Source organism: Pseudoalteromonas sp. NCIMB 1079, from assembly GCF_040567695.1.
GTDB lineage: Bacteria > Pseudomonadota > Gammaproteobacteria > Enterobacterales > Alteromonadaceae > Pseudoalteromonas > Pseudoalteromonas distincta.
This window is the reverse complement of sequence record NZ_JBEWZA010000001.1, coordinates 1,851,946-1,872,407: the sequence shown is the minus strand read 5'-3', so window position 1 is coordinate 1,872,407 and position 20,462 is coordinate 1,851,946. Positions and strand designations below refer to the sequence as shown.

Below are 20,462 nucleotides of genomic sequence, written 5' to 3'. Positions count from 1 at the left end.
GGAGTAAAAATGGATAGTGCATCAATAATTGCGTGGAGTGTTTTGTTTGGAGGCATAGGTATTGGCTACCTTACTTACGGGCGAAGAAAAAAAGCCGTAGTACCGCTTTGTATTGGTTTGTCGCTATTGGTATTTCCGTATTTTATGAGCAGTGTTAGCATGCTGTTGATTGTAGGCGCTATTTTAGCTGTCTCTTGATCACAAGTCTGACTCAAGAGATTTTGCTAAATCGTAGCCTTCCAGGATGGCTTGTAACTTAAGCCATCCTTTCCATAACACTTTCACAGATGCACGCCCTGTGCGCTTGGTATCTTTCCAGCCTCCTAACTTTGCCAGTTCCTGATACGCCCATGACATATTTGGAGCAGTTTCAGGCAATGGTGTTTTTATTCTCTTTAACCACAATAACTTCCATGCTTTGGGAGATAACAGTTGTTCACAACTTGGAGAATCAGGCTGCTCATTGGTGAACTTTAGTTGCAATATTCGCGTCGCAATAAAGCCATTAATCGTCACCAATCTTTCCATGTTATCTTGGCTTTGAAGGCGTAAACTTTCGATATCCGTACCATCACTTTTCCAGACTTTATGGTATTCCTCTACAAGCCAACGGTGCTCATAGTAGGTGATGATAGCTAAGGCGTCTTCTTTGCTGGTGACTGGTTCACTGGTTAATAGGTGCCAGCTTAAGCCGTTCTTAGCGTTTCCTCGCTCTGTACAGCCGACATAGTAAACTGGGAGGGAGTGTCCTTTCTTATTGTAAGGCGCTTTGAGTGTCACTGGCGCATAGGTGATATCCAGTGTTGCGCTTCGGGCTTTTCTTCCTCCTTTTTGTGCAATGTGGATGTGTTTGGTGCCTGCACTCATCAGCTCGCTTGCAAACGCATAGAGCTTATCCTCACCTTCTTCAATATGACGACTTTGCATCGAGCGTACGACGAATCATTGCTGCTCGGTCAGTTTATACTGCAAGTATTCGTAGATGTCCGCTTCGCGGTCACACACCGATATCACGTTCGCCATTTGTCCTTGCAGCCGCTCTGCCATCGCTCGTGACGCTGACTCCCACTTGTAACTTTCTTTTTCTTCGTAAGAAGTCGTCGCGTGTTTTTCTCTTTTTCCAATCGTGTTGATATCACGACTCCAGCGAGACTGTTCAATTAATCCCACAACTTGCTTTGTGTCTGGCGCAAACAGTAATACGCTATGAGCTAACAAGCCTCGTTGTTTTGCTCCTCGTCCGACATGACCCAAATCATCTCGAATGGAGGAATGCTTATAAATTAGTGTGGTCGTGTCTTCTAATGCGAGCAATAAGTTATGACTTTTTGCTTGTTCAACCGTGGCTTTAAAGCCTGACTCTGCTATAGCCGTTGCGTCAATATTCTCGTTGCGAATAAAGCGGTAGGCACCTTCCATATCGGCGGGGGATTGAGTGATGTTCACAAGTGGTTTTCCTGGTTCATTTGCAAGCGTTGATGCTAACTTTACCAGACGCGCTGTTCTTCTTGGATCACCTAAGTCCGATTTACCGAATTGTTGTTTTGCCCAATGAGTATGTTCGTTAATCATAATGTGCCCTCAAACAAGATTTGAAGATCTGATCATGACATTGAGATTTAGTTCAAAAAAATCCCCGCTAATTTCTTAGCAGGGATTTGTGTATAAGAGACAGCTATTTTAGTGGCTATTCCCTACTTTATTAAAATTTAATATTACTATTGTTACGGCTAAATAAAATACACGAGAAAATAAAAAAGCGCCGTGGTATTCAACTTTGGGAAAATACCATGGAGCTTTTGGAAATCGTCGATATAGGAGTCTACCTACAGAGTATAGTTAGCAAGCTTAGTACCGACTTCATAAAAAAATTAAAATTCAATAAAAACAATTAACTAAGCATCAAACTTAACTCATCAACTAATCCCCTTGTTCCAGTTTTGTGCACGTTTTTACCGCTCTGCACCAAATTAATTAGTATAATTTAGGTATGTTTTCTATTTTTTATTTAGTTTTAAAACTTACTATTGATGAAATCAATGTCAGTTATTGAAAACAACAATTTCATTAATAATACACTTAGCGCTAGAGTGAAGTTAAGCCAACAAACTAAGAGTAATAATTATGACAACATCAAGCTTCACACAACAAGACGGGTTATTTATTGATGCTAACTTACATCAGTTTATTGAAGAGCAGTTATGCGCAAAAACTAACACCACTGAAACTTACCAAGCATTAGCTACTTTAGTTGATGAGTTTGGTTGTAAATGCCGTAAAACAAAGCACCAACCAAATGATGTATTAGAAGTGGATACATTGCTAAACGCATACCAACTTAAAAATCATCCACTTTGCCATGTTGATGCACAAACGACGGAAGCCGTTTTAGACGAATATTGCTGCCAGGTTCCTGCAATTATTGTTGTTGCGTTAATGGATACGCTTAGTGGTACGCAGTGCGATGAACCCCAAGCACATGAGATTTACCATCGTGCCGCGCAGTTAACCAACCGCCCTTGTATGCACAGAGTAAAAACTGTCTCAGCAGCTTAATAATGGATGTATTTAAAAGTGCTCGATAACCTTCTTTGCAAAGCCAGTACAAGTTAAGGTTGTCGAGTTATGAATACTTGAGTTATCGCTCTGCTCTTGCGCTAAATCAAAGGTTACTTCACCGCTTTTAAATGTTTGCTCTAACGCATTTTCTATGAGTAATGCGGCTTCGTCCCACCCCATAAATTTAAGCATTAATACCGCACTTAAAATACTACTGCTGGGGTTTGCTTTATTTTGCCCTGCTATACGTTCAAACGTGCCGTGTGTAGGCTCAAAAAATGCGACATCGTTATTTAAATTTGCAGCAGGCATTATGCCAACACCACCAACTTGTGCACTGAGCATATCCGCTAAAAAGTCACCATTTTGATTAGTCGTCACCACTACATCAAATTGCTCTGGGTGCATTAAACATTGCTGCAGCATGTTGTCGGCTATAACTTCTTTAATAATTAGAGGTGCTTGATTTACTCGCTCTATTTGCAGCCAACGCCCATTTTCATGTGCAGTGGCATTAAATTCGCTTTGTGCAAGTGCATACCCCCAACGCTTAAATGCCCCATCGGTAAATTTAAGTACATTACCTTTGTGTACTAGCGTTAATGATTCACTATCGTTTTTAAGTGCATAGTTAATGGCAAAGCGCATTAGTCGCTCAGAGCCTTCTTTAGATATATTTTTAATACCAATACCGCATTCTTGTGAAAACCTTAAGCGGGTTACGCCCATTTCCTCACATAAAAAATCGAGCATTTTTTCGCTTTCTACACTCCCTGCTTGCCACTCAATACCTGAGTACACGTCTTCGCTGCTATCACGAAGCACTGTTATGTTTGTTAAAAAAGGATTTTTTAAAGGAGAAGGAAGTGCACTAAAGCCTTTTATAGTGCGCATATTTACAAACAAATCCATTTCTTGCCTGAGTGCAACATTAAGCGATCTAAAGCCACCACCCAGTGGTGTGGTTAACGGCCCTTTTATGGCAATTTTGCAGGCACGTACCGCGTTAATTGTTTCTTGCGGGAACCAGTCACCGTCATACAGCTTTGCGGCCTGCTCGCCATTATAAACTTGCATCCAATGAATTTTCCGTGCACTTTTATAACAATGCTCAATTGCACTATCAACAACATGGCGCATTACCGGCATAACATCTAAACCCACGCCATCGCCATCAATAAAGGCAATTATAGGTTCTAACGGTATTTGCCAGTGTCCTTGTGCATCAATAGTGATATTTTGGCCGTGCTCAGGAACTTGAATATGCTGATACGTCATGGCTAAACCTAACTTAAAATAACGATTAATTGATTAAACCATGCTTAGCTAGAGGTGTCTGTATTTGTACTTTTATAGTTACTATCATTTTAAAAAATAAAGAATTAGGCGTGATTATTTATCCATTTAGTTGGTCTTGTATATTAAGCCTGGCGTACCAGTTATTAAATTACAGTGGAGCATTTTAATGAAATACTTTTTTGTACTGCTACTATCAATCAGCTCTTTTAACGTATTAGCCGCTGAAGTAGTCATACATAATCTTAGCTCGCTCTCAAGTAATGCTCAAAATACGGTGTCTACATGGGTTAATCAAAGTGTTGAAAAAACACAAAATACACTGGGGCCTTTAAAGCAAACCACTTTGCCTATTTATTTAAAACCGCAATACTTTGCTTTTGAGCCTGTACCTTGGGCTACAGTTAAGCGCAATAACCCCGATGGGATTGAACTACATATAGATCGCTACGCCAGTTTAAATGCATTCACTAAAGATTGGACGCTATACCATGAACTTTCGCATTTATATTTGCCGCTACTTCCCTACTCCGGTTTTTGGCTAAGCGAGGGTTTTGCCAGTTATATGCAAAACGTAATAATGCGTGACAGCGGTATAATCACCCAGCCACAGTTTGTACAACGTTTAAATGCAGGATTTGATCGTGCCCGCCTGCAAACCAAAACTAAAACACAGCCACTTAATAAGCTCTCTGCCGATATGTGGAAACAACGCGCCCAGCAACGTGTTTATTGGACGGGTGCGGCTTTTTTTTGCACAGGCCGACCTTAAGCTACAAAAACAAGGTTTATCTGTCGCGGGTATAATAAAACAGTATCAAACATGCTGTAGACCCGCTCGTTCTAGTGCTAAAACCTTTATAAAAGAGTTAGATAAGTTATCCAGCAGCAGCATTTTTACAACACTGTATGCAAAATATAATACCCGTACTGATTTTCCTGATATTAATAAAAAGCAGCTAAACACGCTTTAACGGCTGCTCTGTTTTATATAGCTACTATATTCAACCAGCCCTTGCGCATTAAAATTGGTTGAGTACTCGTTCATAAAACCATGCAAAAAATTGGTTTTATAGCACTTAACACTCGCTTTGGTGCTTAAAGCTTTAATAACTTCATCAACATTAAAGTGACTCTCACTTTCTGGGAATATGAATTCACAGGGTACATTTGCATCTAACGCTAAATAATTACGAATTTGCGACGGATAAAAGCCAATTAACTTTTTAAGGTGTGTATTGCCTGTTAATAACTGTGCCCGTCATGCTGCACTTGCCCCTGCGCTAAACGCAATACACGTGGTCGGTACTTTTAAACTCTCAAAGCATTCTAGAAGTTTGTCCGTGTATTTGTCATGGCCACACTGCTGTATAAAATTATTATAACTATCTTGTTCACTTTCAATAGCTTGAATCTTGTTATTGTATGGGTCAACACTCACTAAATTTGAACTAATTGCCTGTGATAACTTACTTAAAGCAGGGGTTAAACCATAAATATCACTCACTATTAGGTAATTCATACTTATCCTTTGGTAACTAAAAATGGGCTTTGTAAGCAGTTGATAAGATTTATTATAAATATTTTTATAATAAATAGCTTGCACACAATTTATATATAAGTTACCCTCCCTCTCTGGTTTAAAGAAACCGCCGCGGTTAACCATTTACCCTGATCCAGATTTACCCTGATCCAGTAAGCCCCGCAAAACGTATATTTGAAAGCTAAGTTATTGTACGGCGAGAACCCCTTGAATAATACCGAGATGATTTTTTATTATCATCGCAAAAGTGTCATAAAGATCGTCAACACTGTAATGAAGCTAAACACAACATCGTTAATTTATTGACTGCAATTTGCTATACAAATATAGCGCAGAATAAATAACAAGAATAAAGTGAGTTTTATTATGTCTTATAAATATAACGGGTCTATGATCCAAATAGCACATCCAGTGCAATCAATTTCAGTAAACAAACATCGTGTAATCTTCAGTGATACACAAGGTTTAAAAAATGCATTATTTCAAAAAGCGAGTGATGCACGCCAGTTTGTTAAGTGGCTAAAAGCTAACTAAGCAACATATAACTTTAATTGCCATTCTATTATTGCAATTATTGATAAGATATTATGCCAGCCTTGTTGCTGGCATTTTACTTTTTAGCCCTTTATTGGTTACAATAGTTTTACAATAATAATTACTGGTAGCTGTTGTAATGCTCCGTATATTTTTAACTTTCTTACTTTTTTTCTGTCTGAGCTCAATAAGCAATGCTAGAACCATAAACTGGCTAGCGCACGATTTTGCACCCTATTATATTTTAAATGGTCAATATCAACACCAAGGCCGTGACGAAAGCATAATTTTTTTACTTGAAAAACAACTTCCTAATATCACCTTTAACCGCATGCTTATCCCCTCAGGTAAAGTAATTCAAGAGCTGTCCAATACTTCAAATAATGTTTGTGCGTTATCGCTTTATAAAAATGATTACAGAAAAGAGCATATTTATTTCACAGACGAAAGCTCGACAACGGGCCTCTCGCCTTCAATAGCAATGCATAAAAAGCTCGCCAAAGCATTAAATATAGCGGAATCAAAAGAAGTATCACTACTCAATTTAATACAAGATAAAAAACTAACTCTTGGAGTTTCTATGAGCCGCTCTTATGGCCAAGAGATAGATACATTGATAAACAGTACGCCTAATATAGATTTAGTAATTAGACCCACACGCGATAGCCTAGCGAGCCTTACATATATGCTTAACCTAAAACGAATTGATATTTTGCTGGGTTACCCAAGCGAGCATTACTATTTAGCTAAATCAATGCACTTTGAAGAAAACTTAACCCAACGTCCATTAACCGAATCCCCAGCGCTCAGTTATGGCTTTATTGGTTGTACTAAAAACGAGCAAGGCGCAAAAGACATCGCTATTCTTAATGAGCAGCTTAAAGTTATTAAAAAAACGCAGGCTTATAACGATTTACTTATGCGCTGGTTGCCTGAGGATTTAAGGCCTCTATTAAAGTCACGTATTAATAGCACAAAATAAACAAATTCAAAGTCGCTTAATTTGAGTTTCTGTTAAGCAAAAAAAACGCCACAGTAAGTGGCGTTTTTATATTCAATAACTGTATTACTTACGAACGCCTTCTATTGATAAAATAATATCAACATGAGTAGATGCAGGCCCTAAGTTGTAATCAATACCATAATCTGTAAGTTTAAGGCTGGTTTCGCCTTCAAAACCTACGCGGTATCCACCCCACGGATCTTTACCTTCGCCCACTTTATCTATTTCAAAGGTAATAGTTTTAGTTACGCCATGCAGCGTAAATTCGCCGGTTACGTCGGCCTCTTCACCATCTTCATCAAATTTAATACTGGTGCTTTTAAATGTCGCTTTTGGGTATTTATCTACATTTAAAAAATCTTTACCATGTAAATGCTTATCGCGCTCTGCATGGTTAGAGTCAAGGCTTGTGGTATCAATGTTTACCATAATTTTTGACGCATCAGGGTTTTTAGCATCGTAACTAAATGTGCCGTCAAAAGTATTAAAACGACCATATAACCAGCTGTAACCTAAGTGTTTAATTTTAAAGTTAACAGATGCATGCCCGCCTTTTGTATCAATTACATAATCAGCTGCATTAGCGGCTGTTGCCGATAACATCATTGCAGCCGAAACGGCTGTGCTTACTAATAATTTTTTCATTTTAATCATCCTTTAATGGTTTGATCATTCTGATTAAGGTTTTATCTTTATCGATAAAGTGATGTTTTAACGCCCCGAGTGCATGCAATACTGCAAACCCGATTAATGTGCACGCGCCATAATAATGTACTTTTCCTGCAATATCGGCTTGGTCATCAAATGCAAAATTAAGCGCTGATACATCAAATAAGGTAAACACTTCAATTGGACGTCCGTCTGCGGTTGATATTAAATACCCTGCAACAACAATAACGGCCAAAATAATATACATAGCAATATGCGCAGTATGTGCTAATTGGTTCATGCCTTTACTTTCACCTAAGGGTTTAGGTTGTGTAGATAAAGCACGCCATAAAATTCTAAATAAAAATACGGCCACAAGCGTAATACCAATGCTTTTATGTAAATCGAGCGAGCCTTTATACCAGCTATCGTAATAAGTAAGCTCAACCATATATAAACCTAAACCAAACAGGCCAAAAATAGTCAACGCCATGAGCCAATGTAAAATAATGGCGACAAGTCCGTAAGATGAAGGTGTATTTTTAAACATGTGTAACGTCCTATAATGCTATGACGTTACAATATAGTGCATAGCCGTAAATGAAAATAACATTTACAAACACTTTACGTGCGTATAAGCACAGAACTTTGATAATTAAAGTCAGTTTTAGAAGTTGAGGATTAAACAGATAAGTTTATAGGGTGGATTGCTCGCTCAAGCTGACATAAATTAAGCTCTCTGGGCTTACTTGCAAACAAGTAACAAGTCCTTCTTTAATGAGCTCAAGCATGGCTATAAAACTAACCACCACACCACTACGCCCTTCATCAAGCGTAAAAAGCGCATTAAATACCACTGCTGAATTTGCTTTCGATAGCTGTTGTAATATTTGGCTCATTCTCTCTCGGGTTGAGAGTACTTCAGCAGTAATTTGATGATGTTCAAACGTTTTTGCTCGCGCCATAACATCACTCAACGCCAGCATTAAGTCTTTAAGTTCAATATCAGGGAGGTTATGACTTGTGTCTTCATTTATTGGCATAGCGGCATGCGCTATAAAAATATCACGCCCAACACGGGGGATATCATCGAGGTTTTCGGCGGCTTTTTTAAATAACTCATATTCTTGCAGGCGTTTAATAAGCTCAGCGCGAGGGTCTTCTTCCTCTTCAAGCTCTTCGTGAACAGGGAGTAATAAGCGCGACTTAATTTGTGCAAGTAACGCAGCCATTACTAAATATTCGCCGGCAAGTTCGAGTTGAAACTCGGTCATCATTTCAACGTAACTTACATACTGCTCTGTAATACTAAAAATAGAAAGATCGAGCACATCAAGCTTATGCTTTTTAATTAAATAAAGCAGTAAATCGAGAGGGCCTTCAAAGGTTTCTAATATTATTTCGAGCGCATCGGGCGGAATATATAAGTCTTCTGGTTTATCTACAACCGCTTTACCATGCAAAAAAGCCAGTGGCAACTTTTGCTGCACTGGCTTTTCATTACTTTTTGTATCAGCAGTACTTTCGCTCACTTGTTATTACTCAAATGGGCTTGTATCACCACAGCCAACACGTAATATTTTAACTTCATCTTCTGACAAGTCGATTACTGTGGTTGCTTGCTCGGCTAAATGGCCACCGTGAATAATTAAATCAACGTGTTTATCTAATCGCTCTAAAATTTCATCCGGATCTGATTCAGTAAACTGCTGCCCGGGTAAAATTAAAGAACACGACATTAATGGCTCGCCAAGTTCCGCAAGTAACGCACAAGCAATTGGGTGTTCAATTACACGCATGCCAATGGTTTTTTTCTTGTCGTTTAATAGACGCTTAGGGACTTCTTTTGTGCCTTTAAAAATAAAGGTATAAGGCCCTGGCGTATTATTTTTAATTAATCTAAATAGCTGGTTATCTACACGTGCATAAGTAGATAGCTCCGATAAATCACGGCAAACTAGCGTAAAATTATCGTTTTTTTCAATACCACGAATACGCTCTATGCGCTCTTTGGCTTGCTTATTACCAATATTACAGCCAATGGCATAGCCCGAATCTGTTGGGTAAACAACAACACCACCTTGTTTAATAATATCAACGGCTTGACTAATCAATCTTGGTTGCGGGTTATCAGGATGAATATGGAATAATTGACTCATGTTAATGCCCCTTCTTGTCCTTCCCAAACTTGCCAAACACCTTGGCAGTCTTTCGGTAAGTATAAATTTTTGCCAAGCTCTAAATAGCTTGTCGGAAAATGAAAATCAGACCCTTGCGAGCAAAGTAGTTCGTACTCACGGCTGAGTTCACCTAAAAATTGACGTTCGCTTGGCGCCTGTTGAGGTTGTGCAACTTCCATTGCGTCTCCTCCTACACTTTTAAATTCTACTAATAATTTGCGTAGCCACTTGTTTGACATTTGATAGCTACTTGGGTGAGCAAGTACAGCAACACCACCAGCGGCATGTATTGCCTCTACAGCGGTTTGCATGGTGCACCAGCAACTAGGTACATAGCCTGTTTTGCCGCGCCCTAAGTACTTTTTAAAAACACCCGGGAAATTTTTAGCTACACCGCGCTCAATAAGGGCACGTGCAAAATGTGCGCGCGTAATTTGCGCGTCTTTTGCCAGCTCTTTAGCTTGCTCGTAAATGCCATCAAAACCATTTTTTGCAAGGCGTGCGCCAATTTCTAGTGCACGCTCTTCTCGCTTTTGCTGCTGAGCCGATAATAAAGAGGTAAGGTCAATATTATTAATATCAATATTTAAACCTACAATATGAATTTCGAAGCTTTCCCATTTGGTAGACACTTCGGTACCCGTTATTAATGAAAGCGGCAAGTTTTCTGCTTCAATAAATTGCTGAGCAGGCTTAATAGCCGCCACAGTGTCATGATCGGTAATAGCAAACACATCAATATTTTTATCAACAGCGCGATGCAATAATTCTTCAACCGTTAAACGCCCGTCTGAATGTGTAGTATGGCTATGTAAATCGTATTTTATCAAAAGAAAACTGCTTAAAATTAAGGGTTACTGGTGTTTATGTAAGTATAACAACTTTTTTGACTAAATTGTTTTAAATAAACACTTGACACAAAAGCATAAGATACGTTTTACTGTAGCCACTTTCAGACACATTAAGAATTAACAATAATGATCAATTCAAACTTAAACACTATTTGGTGGTGGCACTCGTAATTTTCGGGTGATGAATTGTCGTGTCTAGCAAAAATTCAAAACCCGCAACTATGCGGGTTTTTTTATAACTAAATTTTACGAAACGTATACGTTAAAAATATTTAATAAATTTTGAGGCAGAAAACATGAATAACGGTCTTACTCTTACACATCGTTGGTGGTGGCGCCTGATATAGCGGGACGGTAATGATCTGTTTGTAATTTAGATATCGTTATTCAAACCCCGCATTGCAAAAGCACTGCGGGGTTTAATTTTTTGAGGGAATGAGGTTTGATTTTTAGTCATATAACTACCACACCAGGCGAAGTAACAAGCATTACGCAAGTACGCGACTATATTAGTAGCCCTCTTGCATTATACGCGGCACTTGATAAGCCTAACTCACTACTGCTTGAATCGGCTGAGATTGATTCTAAAGACAGTGTAAAAAGCTTAATTTTAGTTGATAGCGCCCTGCGCATTGTATGTAAGGGTAAAACGGTAACTGTTAGCGCACAATCTAATAACGGCAAGCAATTATTAAGCTACTTACAAGCAAATGTTAAGAGCTGTGATTCACAATTAAACGACACAACGCTTACACTTAACTACCAAGACACCAGCAGCGATATAGACGAAGCAAGTAAGCTTGTTGCCGATAACGCCTTCAGCGCTCTTCGTACCTGTATTAACAGCATTCAAAGCACTACCGAAAATCCGTTTTCGGTATTTTTAGGCGGTGTGTTTGCCTACGACATGGTTGCAAATTTTGAGCAATTAAGTGATGTACCTGATGGCGAAAACACCTGCCCAGATTACGTATTTTACTTAGCCGAAACCTTAGTTGTTATTGATCATCAAAAACAAACAACTGAGCTCATTGGTAATGTATTTAACGGCCCAGACATACACGCTAACTGTTTTGAAGTAGGTAAAGAGCTTGAGCGCTTAAATACGCTGTGCGATAACGCAGCAGGATTTAGTGCGGATATGCAAAGTGGCGAATGTGAGGTAAGCGTTGATATAAGCGACGAAACGTATTGCGAGCAAGTTGTTAAGCTTAAAAAGAACATTGTAGATGGCGATATTTTTCAGGTAGTGCCGTCGCGTACATTTTCACTACCTTGCCCTGATTCTTTACATGCGTATAGCCAGCTTAAAAAGCAAAACCCAAGCCCTTACATGTTTTATATGCGCGATGAAGACTTTACATTATTTGGCGCGTCTCCTGAGTCGGCCCTTAAGTACGACGTAAGTAATCAGCAAGTAGAAGTTTACCCAATTGCTGGTACTCGAGCGCGCGGCAAATTTGCTAACGGGCAAATAAACCCAGACCTAGACAGCCGTATTGAGCTGGAACTAAGAAACGATCAAAAAGAGCGCGCCGAGCATTTAATGCTCGTTGATTTAGCCCGTAATGACGTAGCCCGCATTAGTGTTGCAGGTACTCGTTTTGCCAAAGAGTTATTAAAAGTAGACCGCTATTCACAGGTAATGCATTTAGTTTCACGCGTTGTTGGCACATTAAAACCAGAACTTGATGCACTGCACGCTTACCAAGCGTGTATGAACATGGGCACCCTTGTTGGTGCACCAAAAGTACGTGCTGCTGAGCTTGTACGTCAAACAGAAGGGAAGCGCCGTGGCAGTTATGGCGGCGCTGTAGGTTACTTAACCGGTGATGGCGCAATGGATAGTTGTATTGTTATTCGCTCTGCTTTTGTTAAAAATAATATAGCCTACGTGCAAGCAGGTGCAGGTGTAGTATTTGACTCAGATCCTATTTCAGAAGCAAACGAAACTCGCGCTAAAGCACAAGCGGTTATCACCGCCATAAAATCTACCTATAAGGCGGTATAAAATGAGTAAAACGAATCCTATTAAAATCTATTTTTTAGATAACTTTGACTCATTTACATATAACTTAGTTGATGAGCTTACGATGCTTGGCTGCGAACTGGTTGTTTACAGAAACAACATTAGCGCTGAGGTTATTTTTAATAAAATGCGCCAAGAGCAAGGACAAGTACTATTAGTACTTTCCCCAGGCCCTGGCACACCAAGCGATGCAGGCTGCTTAATGGAGCTTATTGAGCTCTCTAAAGACCATTTCCCAATGCTAGGCATTTGTTTAGGCCAACAAGCATTAACACAAAGTTACGGTGGAGTAATCGGTCACGCGGGTGAAACCGTACATGGTAAGTCTTCAATTATTAATTTAGGCGAACATCCTGTATTTGATGGTATGGGCAATACAATGCCTGTAGCACGTTACCATTCATTAATGGCAACAAAAGTGCCTGATAATATTGAGGTTATTGCCCAGTACGAAGATATACCTATGGCTATTTATCATCATGATGACAATGCATTAGGTTACCAGTTTCATCCAGAATCAATACTGACGCCAAACGGCGCAATGCTACTTCAGCAAAGTGTCGCTTACTTAACACGTGCCAAATAATAGAGGACATTATGAGTACACAACCAGAACAACCCATAAATGTTCAACACGCTATTGAACAACTAATTACAGGGCAATCATTAAGCTACGCAGACGCCAAAGCACTGTTTGATGAAATAATGCAAGGTAACATGAGCGAGATTGAGCTAACCGCCCTACTAATAAGCCTTAAAATTAAAGGCGAAGTAAGCGATGAAATAGCAGGTGCTGCAGCCTCAATGCGCGAAAACGCTGTTGCTTTTACTACCAGCAGTACACAACTTGCCGATAGCTGTGGCACTGGCGGCGATGGTTCAAACACAATTAATATAAGCACTACAGCAGCCATAGTTGCCGCTGCTGCCGGCATTAACATGGTAAAACATGGTAATCGCAGTGTATCGAGTAATTCAGGCTCTGCCGACTTACTAAAAGCACTGGGCATTAATATAGATATGAGCCCAGAGCAGGCAGCAAAATGCCTTGAGCAAACCAATTTTACCTTTTTGTTTGCACCGCACTATCACAGTGGCGTTCGCCATGCGATGGGGGTGCGTACAGCGCTTAAAACACGCACTATTTTTAATATTTTAGGCCCGCTTGCTAACCCAGCAGCACCTGATGTGCAATTGTTAGGTGTGTACAACGAAGCGTTATGTATGCCAATGGCACAAACACTTAAAACCCTTGGCACAAAGCGCGCTATGATTGTTTACGGCTCGGGCACTGACGAAATAGCTCTACACGGTCCAACAACGGTAGTTGAGCTGAATAATGGCGAGCTTACACAGTACACACTAAACCCAAGCGACTTTGACCTTGCAAACTATTCACTTGAACAACTCGCTGGTGAAGGCCCACAATACAACGCAAATGCTAGCCTTGCCATCTTACAAGGCAAAGGCACAGATGCACATAATGCTGCCATTGTGGTTAACGTAGCTGCCCTTTTATACCTAACAGGTAAAGCAGAAACGTTAAAAGAAGGGGCAAAGCAAGTACAAACATTATTAAGTTCAGGGCAAGCCATGAACACACTAAATGCAATTATTGAGGTAAGTAATGGCTAATGTATTAGACAAAATTGTTGCTGATAAAAAATTAGAACTAATTGAGCGTAAAGCCGCACGCCCGCTTGAAAGCTTTAAGCATCTTGCAGTGCCTACAAGCCGTAGCTTTTACAAAGCATTAGCCGCCCCAGGCACACAGTTTATTTTAGAATGTAAAAAAGCATCGCCTTCAAAAGGGCTAATTAGAGAGCCATTTGATTTAACCGAAATCACATCGGTTTATAAAAAATACGCTACCTGCATGAGCGTGTTAACTGATGCTAAATATTTTCAAGGCAGTTTTGATTACCTCGAATTTGTGCGCAGCCAAGTAGAACAACCGCTTATCTGTAAAGACTTTTTTATAGATGAGTACCAAGTATATATGGCGCGTATTTATGGCGGTGACGCTATATTACTGATGCTTTCAGTACTCGATGACGAAAGCTATAAAGCACTGCACGCAGTTGCCGATTCTCTGAATATGTCGGTACTCACCGAAGTAAGTAATGAGGAAGAAGTACACCGTGCACTTGCGCTTGATGCACAAATTATTGGTATTAATAACCGTGATTTACGCGATTTAAGCACCGATTTAGCCACTACCGAAAAACTACGAAAACTGATTCCGGCTGATAAAGTGGTTATTTCGGAATCGGGGATTTACACCCATCAAGACGTAAAACGTTTAGCCCCATTATGCGATGGTTTTTTAATTGGCAGCTCACTTATGGGCGAGCGTGATTTAGAGCAAGCATGTCGCCGTGTTATTTTAGGTGACAATAAAGTATGTGGTTTAACACGTACCAAAGATGCACAAGCGGCATATCAAAACGGTGCTATTTACGGTGGTTTAATTTTTCATCCTAAATCGCCACGCTATGTTGATTTAGATTGCGCAAAAGAGCTTAGCCAAAGTGCTCCGCTTAATTTTGTGGGTGTGTTTGTAGATGCCCCAATTGATCAAGTTGCTCAATACGCAGGTGTGCTAAAATTGGCGGCAGTTCAATTACATGGTCAAGAAAGTGACGATTACATTGCTCAGTTGCGTACACAGTTGCCTACCGGCTGCGAGATTTGGAAAGCTCAAGCAATAAAAGATGCATTACCAACGCCTGTAAATGGCGTTGACCGACTCCTTTACGATACACACAGCGATACACAAGCTGGCGGTACAGGTAAAGCATTTGATTGGTCGGTGCTTCATGATGCAACCACACCGTTTATGCTCGCTGGAGGCTTAAATCCAGACAATATTAAAGATGCGCTTTTTAAAGGTGCCTTAGGCCTTGATTTAAACTCAGGCGTAGAAGAATCTGCGGGTAAAAAGTGCCCTAACAAATTACATAATGCTTTTAAAAGCATCAGAAATTATTGAGGTTAAAATGCAAAATCCAGCTTATTTTGGCGAGTTTGGCGGTATGTTTGTACCCGAGTTACTTGTCCCTGCGCTTAAGCAGTTAGAAAACGAATTTAACAAAGCACAAAAAGATCCTGAGTTTCAGGCTGAGCTAAGTAAATTATTAAACGAGTATGCGGGTCGTCCTACTCCACTTACTTTAACGCGCAATTTAGTTAAAAACCCAAAAGTAAAACTGTATCTAAAGCGTGAAGACTTATTACACGGCGGCGCACATAAAACCAACCAAGTACTTGGCCAAGCGTTACTTACTAAGCGCATGGGTAAAAAACAAGTAATTGCTGAAACAGGTGCTGGTCAACACGGTGTTGCAACAGCGCTTGCATGTGCATTACTGGGTTTAAAATGTCGAATTTATATGGGCGCAAAAGACGTTGAACGTCAGCAACCAAACGTATTTAGAATGAAGTTAATGGGCGCAGAGGTTATTCCGGTAACAGCGGGTTCTGGCACATTAAAAGATGCAGTAAATGAAGCCCTGCGTGACTGGTCAGCTAATTATCAAGACGCGCATTACCTACTAGGCACAGCCGCTGGTCCTCACCCATTCCCAACAATTGTACGCGAGTATCAAAAAGTTATTGGTGAAGAAGCTAAACAACAAGTACTTAAAGCCGAAGGTCGTTTACCTGACGCTGTTATTGCCTGTGTTGGTGGTGGTTCAAACGCAATTGGTATGTTCACCGACTTTATTGACGAGCCAGGCGTTAAGTTAATTGGTGTTGAGCCTGCAGGTAAAGGGCTTGATACAAATGAGCACGGTGCAACAATTTGTAAAGGCACAAAAGGTATACTACACGGCACTTATACGTACATTATGCAAAACGACGATGGCCAAATTGAAGAGTCTTACTCTGTATCAGCGGGTCTTGATTACCCTGCGGTTGGTCCTCAGCACGCATTTTTACACGAAACAGGTCGAGCGCAATACGTTGGTGTCACTGATACAGAAGCGCTTGATGCGTTTCAATCACTTGCTAAAAACGAAGGGATCATTCCGGCGCTTGAATCAAGCCATGCGCTTGCTTATGCACTTAAGTATGCAGAAGAGCAAACCGAGGAAAGCGTTTTAGTTATTAATTTAAGTGGTCGTGGCGATAAAGATTTAGCACACGTTCACAATGTACTATCTGAAAGAGGTCAGCTATGAGCCAAGTAAAAACGGATCGTTACGGTAAAATGTTTGCAGCGCTTAACGAGAAAAAACAAGGTGCGTTTGTACCATTTGTAACAATTGGCGACCCAGGTAAAGAGCAAAGTGTTGCGATTATTAAAAGCTTAATTGACGGCGGCGCTGATGCACTTGAGCTTGGTATTCCGTTTTCTGATCCTATTGCAGATGGTCCTGTAATTCAAAAAGCTAATATTCGCGCACTTGATGTACACATTAACACGCAAGATTGCTTTGATGTTATTAAAGAGATACGCGAGTATAACGCCGATATTCCAATTGGATTATTGCTTTACTCAAACCTTGTTTTTAAGCGCGGCATAGAAGCATTTTACAAAGATGCAAAAGCGGTAGGTGTAGACTCTATTTTAGTGGCTGACGTGCCTCTGCATGAATCTAAGATATTTAGAAAATCGGCAATGGATAACGGTGTAGACCCAATTTTTATTGCAACACCTAATGCAGATGACGACACACTTCGCCAATGCGCCTCTTACGGTCGTGGTTATACGTATTTACTATCGCGCGCAGGTGTTACCGGTACCGATACTAAAGCACAAATGCCAGCGGGTAATATTGTTACTAAATTAAAAGAATACCATGCAGCTCCTGCTCTTTTAGGGTTTGGTATTTCAACACCAGATGATGTAAAAGCGGCACTTAACGCAGGCGCAGCAGGTGCTATTTCAGGTTCTGCTGTAGTTAAAATTATTGAAGCTAACCTTAACGATTTAGACGCAATGACAACGCAGTTAAAAGCATTTGTTAGTGAAATGAAAGCGGCAACCGCATTATAAAAAGTGTAAATTTAGGCATTAAAAAGGGCATTTAAATGCCCTTTTTTGTTTTTGAAAACCAAATTAGTGAGCTTGGTGTTTACCCTCTAAAATCTCTTCGATAAATTTAGCATTAAATGCTTCTAAATCAGCTGGGCTTCGACTTGTTACCAAACCTTGGTCTACACATACTTCTTGGTCAACCCAATTAGCACCTGCATTAATTAAATCGCTTTTAATACTAGGAAAAGAAGTAATAGTACGGTCGCGCAATTTATTAATTTCAGCTAACAACCACGGTGCGTGGCAAATTGCAGCAACGGGTTTGTTTTTTTCTGCACCAAAAAATCCATCAATAAATGCTTTAGCATCTTTATCTTGGCGTAAACTATCTGGATTAAATAAACCACCAGGAAGCATAAGCGCGTCGTAATCAGCAGGATCCGCGTTTGTAACTAGTTTATCTACTGTTACTTTATCGCCCCACTTGTCTTCATCCCAGCCAGTAATTTGGCCTTCTTTAATTGATACTATTTCGATGTTTGCACCAGCATCAAGTAATGCGCTGCGTGGAGATAAAAGCTCACTTTGCTCAAATCCATCAGTGGCTAAAATTGCGATTTTTTTGCCTTGTAAACGTGTGCTTGTTTGTAATGTACTCATTGAGATCTCCTTATTTTCTTAAAAGGTATATTTAAAATACACATTCAAAAAAGCACGATGCGTGCCGATAACAAGCAATTGAAAATAAAGGAGTTAATTTAAGTAGGATTTATAATGCCATGTAAATTATTTAGAGATTATGAATAATGTACATAGAGGTGATATAAACACGGCTTTGATACTCGGTGATTTAAATACAGATGCTTCGCTTCTCGCGTGAGCAAGCTCAACGCCTACAACTAATGCTCAGCATTATGTTTATTTTGTAGACGCACAACTTGTTGGCGTGATGGGCAAAGCCCATATTTTTATGTTTAATAATTCCACGCAAAGCTCAGTCAACGACCAAGCTAAGTAATGCTATTTAAAGCAGATCTTTTAACGCCTTAGCAGGTTTAAAAACCGCTTTATTTGCGCCTTCTATTTCAATTGCAGCCCCTGTTTGTGGGTTACGCCCAGTACGCGCTGGGTAATAACTTAGCGCAAAGGTACCAAAGCCATTAATTTGAACTTGATCGCCCTCAGAAAGCGATTTAGTAATGACTTTTTGCAAGCTTGAAAGTGCCGCTTGAGAATCTTTTTTTGTTAATTCACTTTTGTATGCAATGGCAGCAACGAGTTCTGCTTTATTCATTTTAGGCTCCTAAATACACGCCAAATCAGTGTTGGTTAAGCGTGGGAATATGATGATATGAAAAATACCAAACCAAATTGGTAATAAAGCCACGCAGGCTAAGGGTTACAGGGGAACAAGTCAACCTTGTAGTTGCTAAGCTTTATGTGGTAAAAAGCCTTTGACTCTTTTTTGTATAATTTAGGTAGTATATGCACGCATTAATTGAATACATTCCACTCATACTGTTTTTTGCAGTGTTTAAACTCGTCGATATTTATTGGGCTACCGGTTTATTAATGGCCACTACGCTTATTCAAGTTGCTTATAGCTACTTTAAACATGGCAATGTGCCTACTCGTCATTGGATATTTTTTGGCATTGCTACCGTGTTTGGTACGCTAACGCTGGTACTTCATGATGAGCAATACATTAAATGGAAAGCAACACTGATATATGCAGGTTTAAGTTTAACGTTACTTGTTAGCCGTTATGTACTTAATAAAAATCTCGTTAAAAAAGCGCTTAGCTCAATCCTCGAAAACGCTAATGATACAAAACAAGCCATTGTTGTCCCAGAACCATTATGGGATAAGCTTAACCTAATGTGGGTTGTTATAACTGCTGGTATAGCGGCACTAAACATTTATATTGCATACAATTTTTCGCTCGATTTTTGGGTTAACTTTAAAGTGTTTGGTTTAATGGGTATTACTTTTGTAAGCATTTTTGCCACCATTATTGCCTTGTACAAATACCTCCCTGATGAAGAGGAAACAGCAAAGTAAGCCCCCTCGTCATAAAAGTGTCGTCTTAGCTTGTTAGCTTATTAAAAAAAGCAAGTTGAGACGACCTTGAACGCTAATCAATACCGCTGGTTTGAATTTACCCTCATTTTTATATTGCTGCCCTTGTTGGGTTTTGGATTACGCGAGCATTTAGCTAATTGGCTTATCCCTGCGCTTATTATACTTATGAGTGTGTGTTGTATGTTGCTACTAGGCGATCCCCATTTTAAACGGTTTAGACTCACAAGCCTTGGACAATTCTCTGCTGTTAAAAGGCGTGTGTTTAGCTTCTTTTTTTTAGGTGCGCTGTTCTCAGGCATGTTTTACGGGATTATTCATCAAGGCAACTGGTTTACCCTTCCCCGTAACTCGTTTAATGATTGGCTTTTACTGTTGGTGCTCTACCCAATACTGTCGGTTATTCCTCAAGAATTAATATTCCGAACGTATTTTTTTCATCGTTATAAACGCATCATGCCAAAAAAAGCAGTGCGTATTGTAGTCAGTGCGAGTGTATTTGCGCTGGCGCATATTGTGTATGCAAATTGGATTGCAGTAGCCTTAGCCTTTTTGGGCGGTTTACTGTTTGCGTATACCTACGCACAAAGCCGCTCAACGGTCGTGTGTGTTATTGAACACAGCTTATGGGGGCTATGGATGTTTACCCTCGGGATTGGAAGCTACCTCGATTCAGGCGCTATGAGTTAATGCTGTTTTGTTATTAATTATGACAACAAAGAAAGCACAAAGCGCATAAGTATTTTGATGCTGTAA

Annotated in this window: 20 protein-coding genes and 3 pseudogenes; 13 read left to right on the top strand and 10 right to left on the bottom strand. The window is 39.9% G+C overall.

Annotated features, from left to right (window positions below; translation table 11 throughout):
* Positions 1 to 9 precede the first annotated feature (9 nt).
* Positions 10 to 198, top strand: a complete 189-nt coding sequence (locus tag ABX891_RS08720) for a hypothetical protein (RefSeq protein ID WP_182756541.1) — start codon at positions 10 to 12, stop codon at positions 196 to 198.
* On the opposite strand, the pseudogene ABX891_RS08715 reads toward ABX891_RS08720, so the two are convergent.
* Positions 199 to 1,572: pseudogene (locus tag ABX891_RS08715) on the bottom strand (IS4 family transposase). It lies immediately after the preceding gene.
* A gap of 552 nt (positions 1,573 to 2,124) precedes the next feature.
* Here ABX891_RS08715 and ABX891_RS08710 point away from each other — a divergent pair.
* Positions 2,125 to 2,556: a hypothetical protein gene (locus ABX891_RS08710; RefSeq protein ID WP_354629306.1), complete on the top strand. Its 432-nt coding sequence runs from the start codon at positions 2,125 to 2,127 to the stop codon at positions 2,554 to 2,556.
* 12 nt (positions 2,557 to 2,568) lie between these two features.
* On the opposite strand, the gene icd is transcribed toward ABX891_RS08710, so the two are convergent.
* A complete protein-coding gene (gene icd / locus ABX891_RS08705; protein WP_138488944.1) occupies positions 2,569 to 3,837 on the bottom strand; it encodes an NADP-dependent isocitrate dehydrogenase in 1,269 nt (422 codons plus the stop codon).
* 187 nt (positions 3,838 to 4,024) lie between these two features.
* On the opposite strand from icd, the pseudogene ABX891_RS08700 reads away from it, so the two are divergent.
* Positions 4,025 to 4,829, top strand: a pseudogene (locus ABX891_RS08700) (M61 family metallopeptidase).
* Here ABX891_RS08700 and ABX891_RS08695 read toward each other — a convergent pair.
* Positions 4,826 to 5,377: pseudogene (locus tag ABX891_RS08695) on the bottom strand (hypothetical protein). The pseudogenes ABX891_RS08700 and ABX891_RS08695 overlap by 4 nt on opposite strands.
* 387 nt (positions 5,378 to 5,764) lie before the next feature.
* Between ABX891_RS08695 and ABX891_RS08690 the strand changes: the two are divergent.
* Complete coding sequence (locus tag ABX891_RS08690; protein ID WP_002961566.1) at positions 5,765 to 5,932, top strand: hypothetical protein; 168 nt, start codon at positions 5,765 to 5,767, stop codon at positions 5,930 to 5,932.
* 139 nt (positions 5,933 to 6,071) lie between these two features.
* Positions 6,072 to 6,914, top strand: a complete 843-nt coding sequence (locus ABX891_RS08685; protein ID WP_354629305.1) for a transporter substrate-binding domain-containing protein — start codon at positions 6,072 to 6,074, stop codon at positions 6,912 to 6,914.
* A gap of 84 nt (positions 6,915 to 6,998) precedes the next feature.
* Here ABX891_RS08685 and ABX891_RS08680 read toward each other — a convergent pair whose 3' ends face one another.
* The 5 genes from ABX891_RS08680 to rnm all read right to left on the bottom strand — a co-directional run bounded on the left by ABX891_RS08680 (position 6,999) and on the right by rnm (position 10,593).
* Complete coding sequence (locus ABX891_RS08680; protein ID WP_039489966.1) at positions 6,999 to 7,580, bottom strand: YceI family protein; 582 nt, start codon at positions 7,578 to 7,580, stop codon at positions 6,999 to 7,001.
* A gap of 1 nt (position 7,581) precedes the next feature.
* Positions 7,582 to 8,133, bottom strand: a complete 552-nt coding sequence (locus ABX891_RS08675; protein WP_354629304.1) for a cytochrome b — start codon at positions 8,131 to 8,133, stop codon at positions 7,582 to 7,584.
* A gap of 145 nt (positions 8,134 to 8,278) precedes the next feature.
* Positions 8,279 to 9,115: a segregation and condensation protein A gene (locus tag ABX891_RS08670; RefSeq protein WP_354629303.1), complete on the bottom strand. Its 837-nt coding sequence runs from the start codon at positions 9,113 to 9,115 to the stop codon at positions 8,279 to 8,281.
* Positions 9,116 to 9,121: 6 nt separating this feature from the next.
* Positions 9,122 to 9,742, bottom strand: a complete 621-nt coding sequence (locus ABX891_RS08665; protein ID WP_002961576.1) for an L-threonylcarbamoyladenylate synthase — start codon at positions 9,740 to 9,742, stop codon at positions 9,122 to 9,124.
* Entirely contained in the window at positions 9,739 to 10,593 is an 855-nt protein-coding gene (rnm, locus tag ABX891_RS08660; RefSeq protein WP_002961577.1) for an RNase RNM, read from the bottom strand. The genes ABX891_RS08665 and rnm overlap by 4 nt, the downstream gene beginning before the upstream one ends.
* 463 nt (positions 10,594 to 11,056) lie before the next feature.
* Here rnm and ABX891_RS08655 point away from each other — a divergent pair, with 463 nt between their 5' ends.
* Genes ABX891_RS08655 through trpA form a run of 6 tightly spaced genes read left to right on the top strand, consistent with a single transcriptional unit; the run spans position 11,057 to position 17,645 of the window.
* On the top strand, positions 11,057 to 12,625 hold the full coding sequence (locus ABX891_RS08655) for an anthranilate synthase component 1 (RefSeq protein WP_354629302.1): 1,569 nt from the start codon (positions 11,057 to 11,059) through the stop codon (positions 12,623 to 12,625).
* A gap of 1 nt (position 12,626) precedes the next feature.
* Positions 12,627 to 13,229, top strand: a complete 603-nt coding sequence (locus tag ABX891_RS08650; protein ID WP_354629301.1) for an aminodeoxychorismate/anthranilate synthase component II — start codon at positions 12,627 to 12,629, stop codon at positions 13,227 to 13,229.
* A gap of 11 nt (positions 13,230 to 13,240) precedes the next feature.
* On the top strand, positions 13,241 to 14,278 hold the full coding sequence (gene trpD / locus ABX891_RS08645) for an anthranilate phosphoribosyltransferase (protein ID WP_354629300.1): 1,038 nt from the start codon (positions 13,241 to 13,243) through the stop codon (positions 14,276 to 14,278).
* A complete protein-coding gene (gene trpCF / locus ABX891_RS08640; protein WP_354629299.1) occupies positions 14,271 to 15,635 on the top strand; it encodes a bifunctional indole-3-glycerol-phosphate synthase TrpC/phosphoribosylanthranilate isomerase TrpF in 1,365 nt (454 codons plus the stop codon). The genes trpD and trpCF overlap by 8 nt, the downstream gene beginning before the upstream one ends.
* A gap of 7 nt (positions 15,636 to 15,642) precedes the next feature.
* Entirely contained in the window at positions 15,643 to 16,827 is a 1,185-nt protein-coding gene (gene trpB / locus ABX891_RS08635) for a tryptophan synthase subunit beta (protein ID WP_354629298.1), read from the top strand.
* Positions 16,824 to 17,645 (top strand): tryptophan synthase subunit alpha, encoded by an 822-nt coding sequence (gene trpA, locus ABX891_RS08630; RefSeq protein WP_024595006.1) that lies wholly within the window; start codon positions 16,824 to 16,826, stop codon positions 17,643 to 17,645. The genes trpB and trpA overlap by 4 nt, the downstream gene beginning before the upstream one ends.
* A 63-nt stretch (positions 17,646 to 17,708) precedes the next feature.
* Here the strand turns inward: trpA and ABX891_RS08625 are convergent, their stop codons facing one another.
* Both ABX891_RS08625 and ABX891_RS08620 read right to left on the bottom strand, forming a co-directional pair.
* A complete protein-coding gene (locus ABX891_RS08625) occupies positions 17,709 to 18,287 on the bottom strand; it encodes a type 1 glutamine amidotransferase domain-containing protein (RefSeq protein WP_024595007.1) in 579 nt (192 codons plus the stop codon).
* A 364-nt stretch (positions 18,288 to 18,651) separates the two neighbouring features.
* Entirely contained in the window at positions 18,652 to 18,921 is a 270-nt protein-coding gene (locus ABX891_RS08620; RefSeq protein WP_354629297.1) for an HU family DNA-binding protein, read from the bottom strand.
* Between the two features lie 191 nt (positions 18,922 to 19,112).
* Between ABX891_RS08620 and ABX891_RS08615 the strand changes: the two genes are divergently transcribed.
* Both ABX891_RS08615 and ABX891_RS08610 read left to right on the top strand, forming a co-directional pair.
* Positions 19,113 to 19,688 (top strand): inner membrane-spanning protein YciB, encoded by a 576-nt coding sequence (locus tag ABX891_RS08615; RefSeq protein ID WP_354629296.1) that lies wholly within the window; start codon positions 19,113 to 19,115, stop codon positions 19,686 to 19,688.
* Between the two features lie 66 nt (positions 19,689 to 19,754).
* Positions 19,755 to 20,396, top strand: a complete 642-nt coding sequence (locus ABX891_RS08610; protein WP_193226305.1) for a CPBP family intramembrane glutamic endopeptidase — start codon at positions 19,755 to 19,757, stop codon at positions 20,394 to 20,396.
* Positions 20,397 to 20,462 lie beyond the last annotated feature (66 nt).

What these genes read in the sequence shown, in the direction of transcription:
- ABX891_RS08710 (WP_354629306.1), top strand. Translation starts at nt 2,125, where the DNA reads ATGACAACATCAAGCTTCACACAACAAGACGGGTTATTTATTGATGCT.
- ABX891_RS08665 (WP_002961576.1), bottom strand. Translation starts at nt 9,742, where the DNA reads ATGAGTCAATTATTCCATATTCATCCTGATAACCCGCAACCAAGATTG.
- ABX891_RS08620 (WP_354629297.1), bottom strand. Translation starts at nt 18,921, where the DNA reads ATGAATAAAGCAGAACTCGTTGCTGCCATTGCATACAAAAGTGAATTA.
- ABX891_RS08685 (WP_354629305.1), top strand. Translation starts at nt 6,072, where the DNA reads ATGCTCCGTATATTTTTAACTTTCTTACTTTTTTTCTGTCTGAGCTCA.
- ABX891_RS08720 (WP_182756541.1), top strand. Translation starts at nt 10, where the DNA reads ATGGATAGTGCATCAATAATTGCGTGGAGTGTTTTGTTTGGAGGCATA.
- ABX891_RS08650 (WP_354629301.1), top strand. Translation starts at nt 12,627, where the DNA reads ATGAGTAAAACGAATCCTATTAAAATCTATTTTTTAGATAACTTTGAC.
- icd (WP_138488944.1), bottom strand. Translation starts at nt 3,837, where the DNA reads ATGACGTATCAGCATATTCAAGTTCCTGAGCACGGCCAAAATATCACT.
- ABX891_RS08625 (WP_024595007.1), bottom strand. Translation starts at nt 18,287, where the DNA reads ATGAGTACATTACAAACAAGCACACGTTTACAAGGCAAAAAAATCGCA.
- ABX891_RS08690 (WP_002961566.1), top strand. Translation starts at nt 5,765, where the DNA reads ATGTCTTATAAATATAACGGGTCTATGATCCAAATAGCACATCCAGTG.
- trpA (WP_024595006.1), top strand. Translation starts at nt 16,824, where the DNA reads ATGAGCCAAGTAAAAACGGATCGTTACGGTAAAATGTTTGCAGCGCTT.
- trpD (WP_354629300.1), top strand. Translation starts at nt 13,241, where the DNA reads ATGAGTACACAACCAGAACAACCCATAAATGTTCAACACGCTATTGAA.
- ABX891_RS08680 (WP_039489966.1), bottom strand. Translation starts at nt 7,580, where the DNA reads ATGAAAAAATTATTAGTAAGCACAGCCGTTTCGGCTGCAATGATGTTA.
- trpCF (WP_354629299.1), top strand. Translation starts at nt 14,271, where the DNA reads ATGGCTAATGTATTAGACAAAATTGTTGCTGATAAAAAATTAGAACTA.
- trpB (WP_354629298.1), top strand. Translation starts at nt 15,643, where the DNA reads ATGCAAAATCCAGCTTATTTTGGCGAGTTTGGCGGTATGTTTGTACCC.
- ABX891_RS08615 (WP_354629296.1), top strand. Translation starts at nt 19,113, where the DNA reads ATGCACGCATTAATTGAATACATTCCACTCATACTGTTTTTTGCAGTG.
- ABX891_RS08675 (WP_354629304.1), bottom strand. Translation starts at nt 8,133, where the DNA reads ATGTTTAAAAATACACCTTCATCTTACGGACTTGTCGCCATTATTTTA.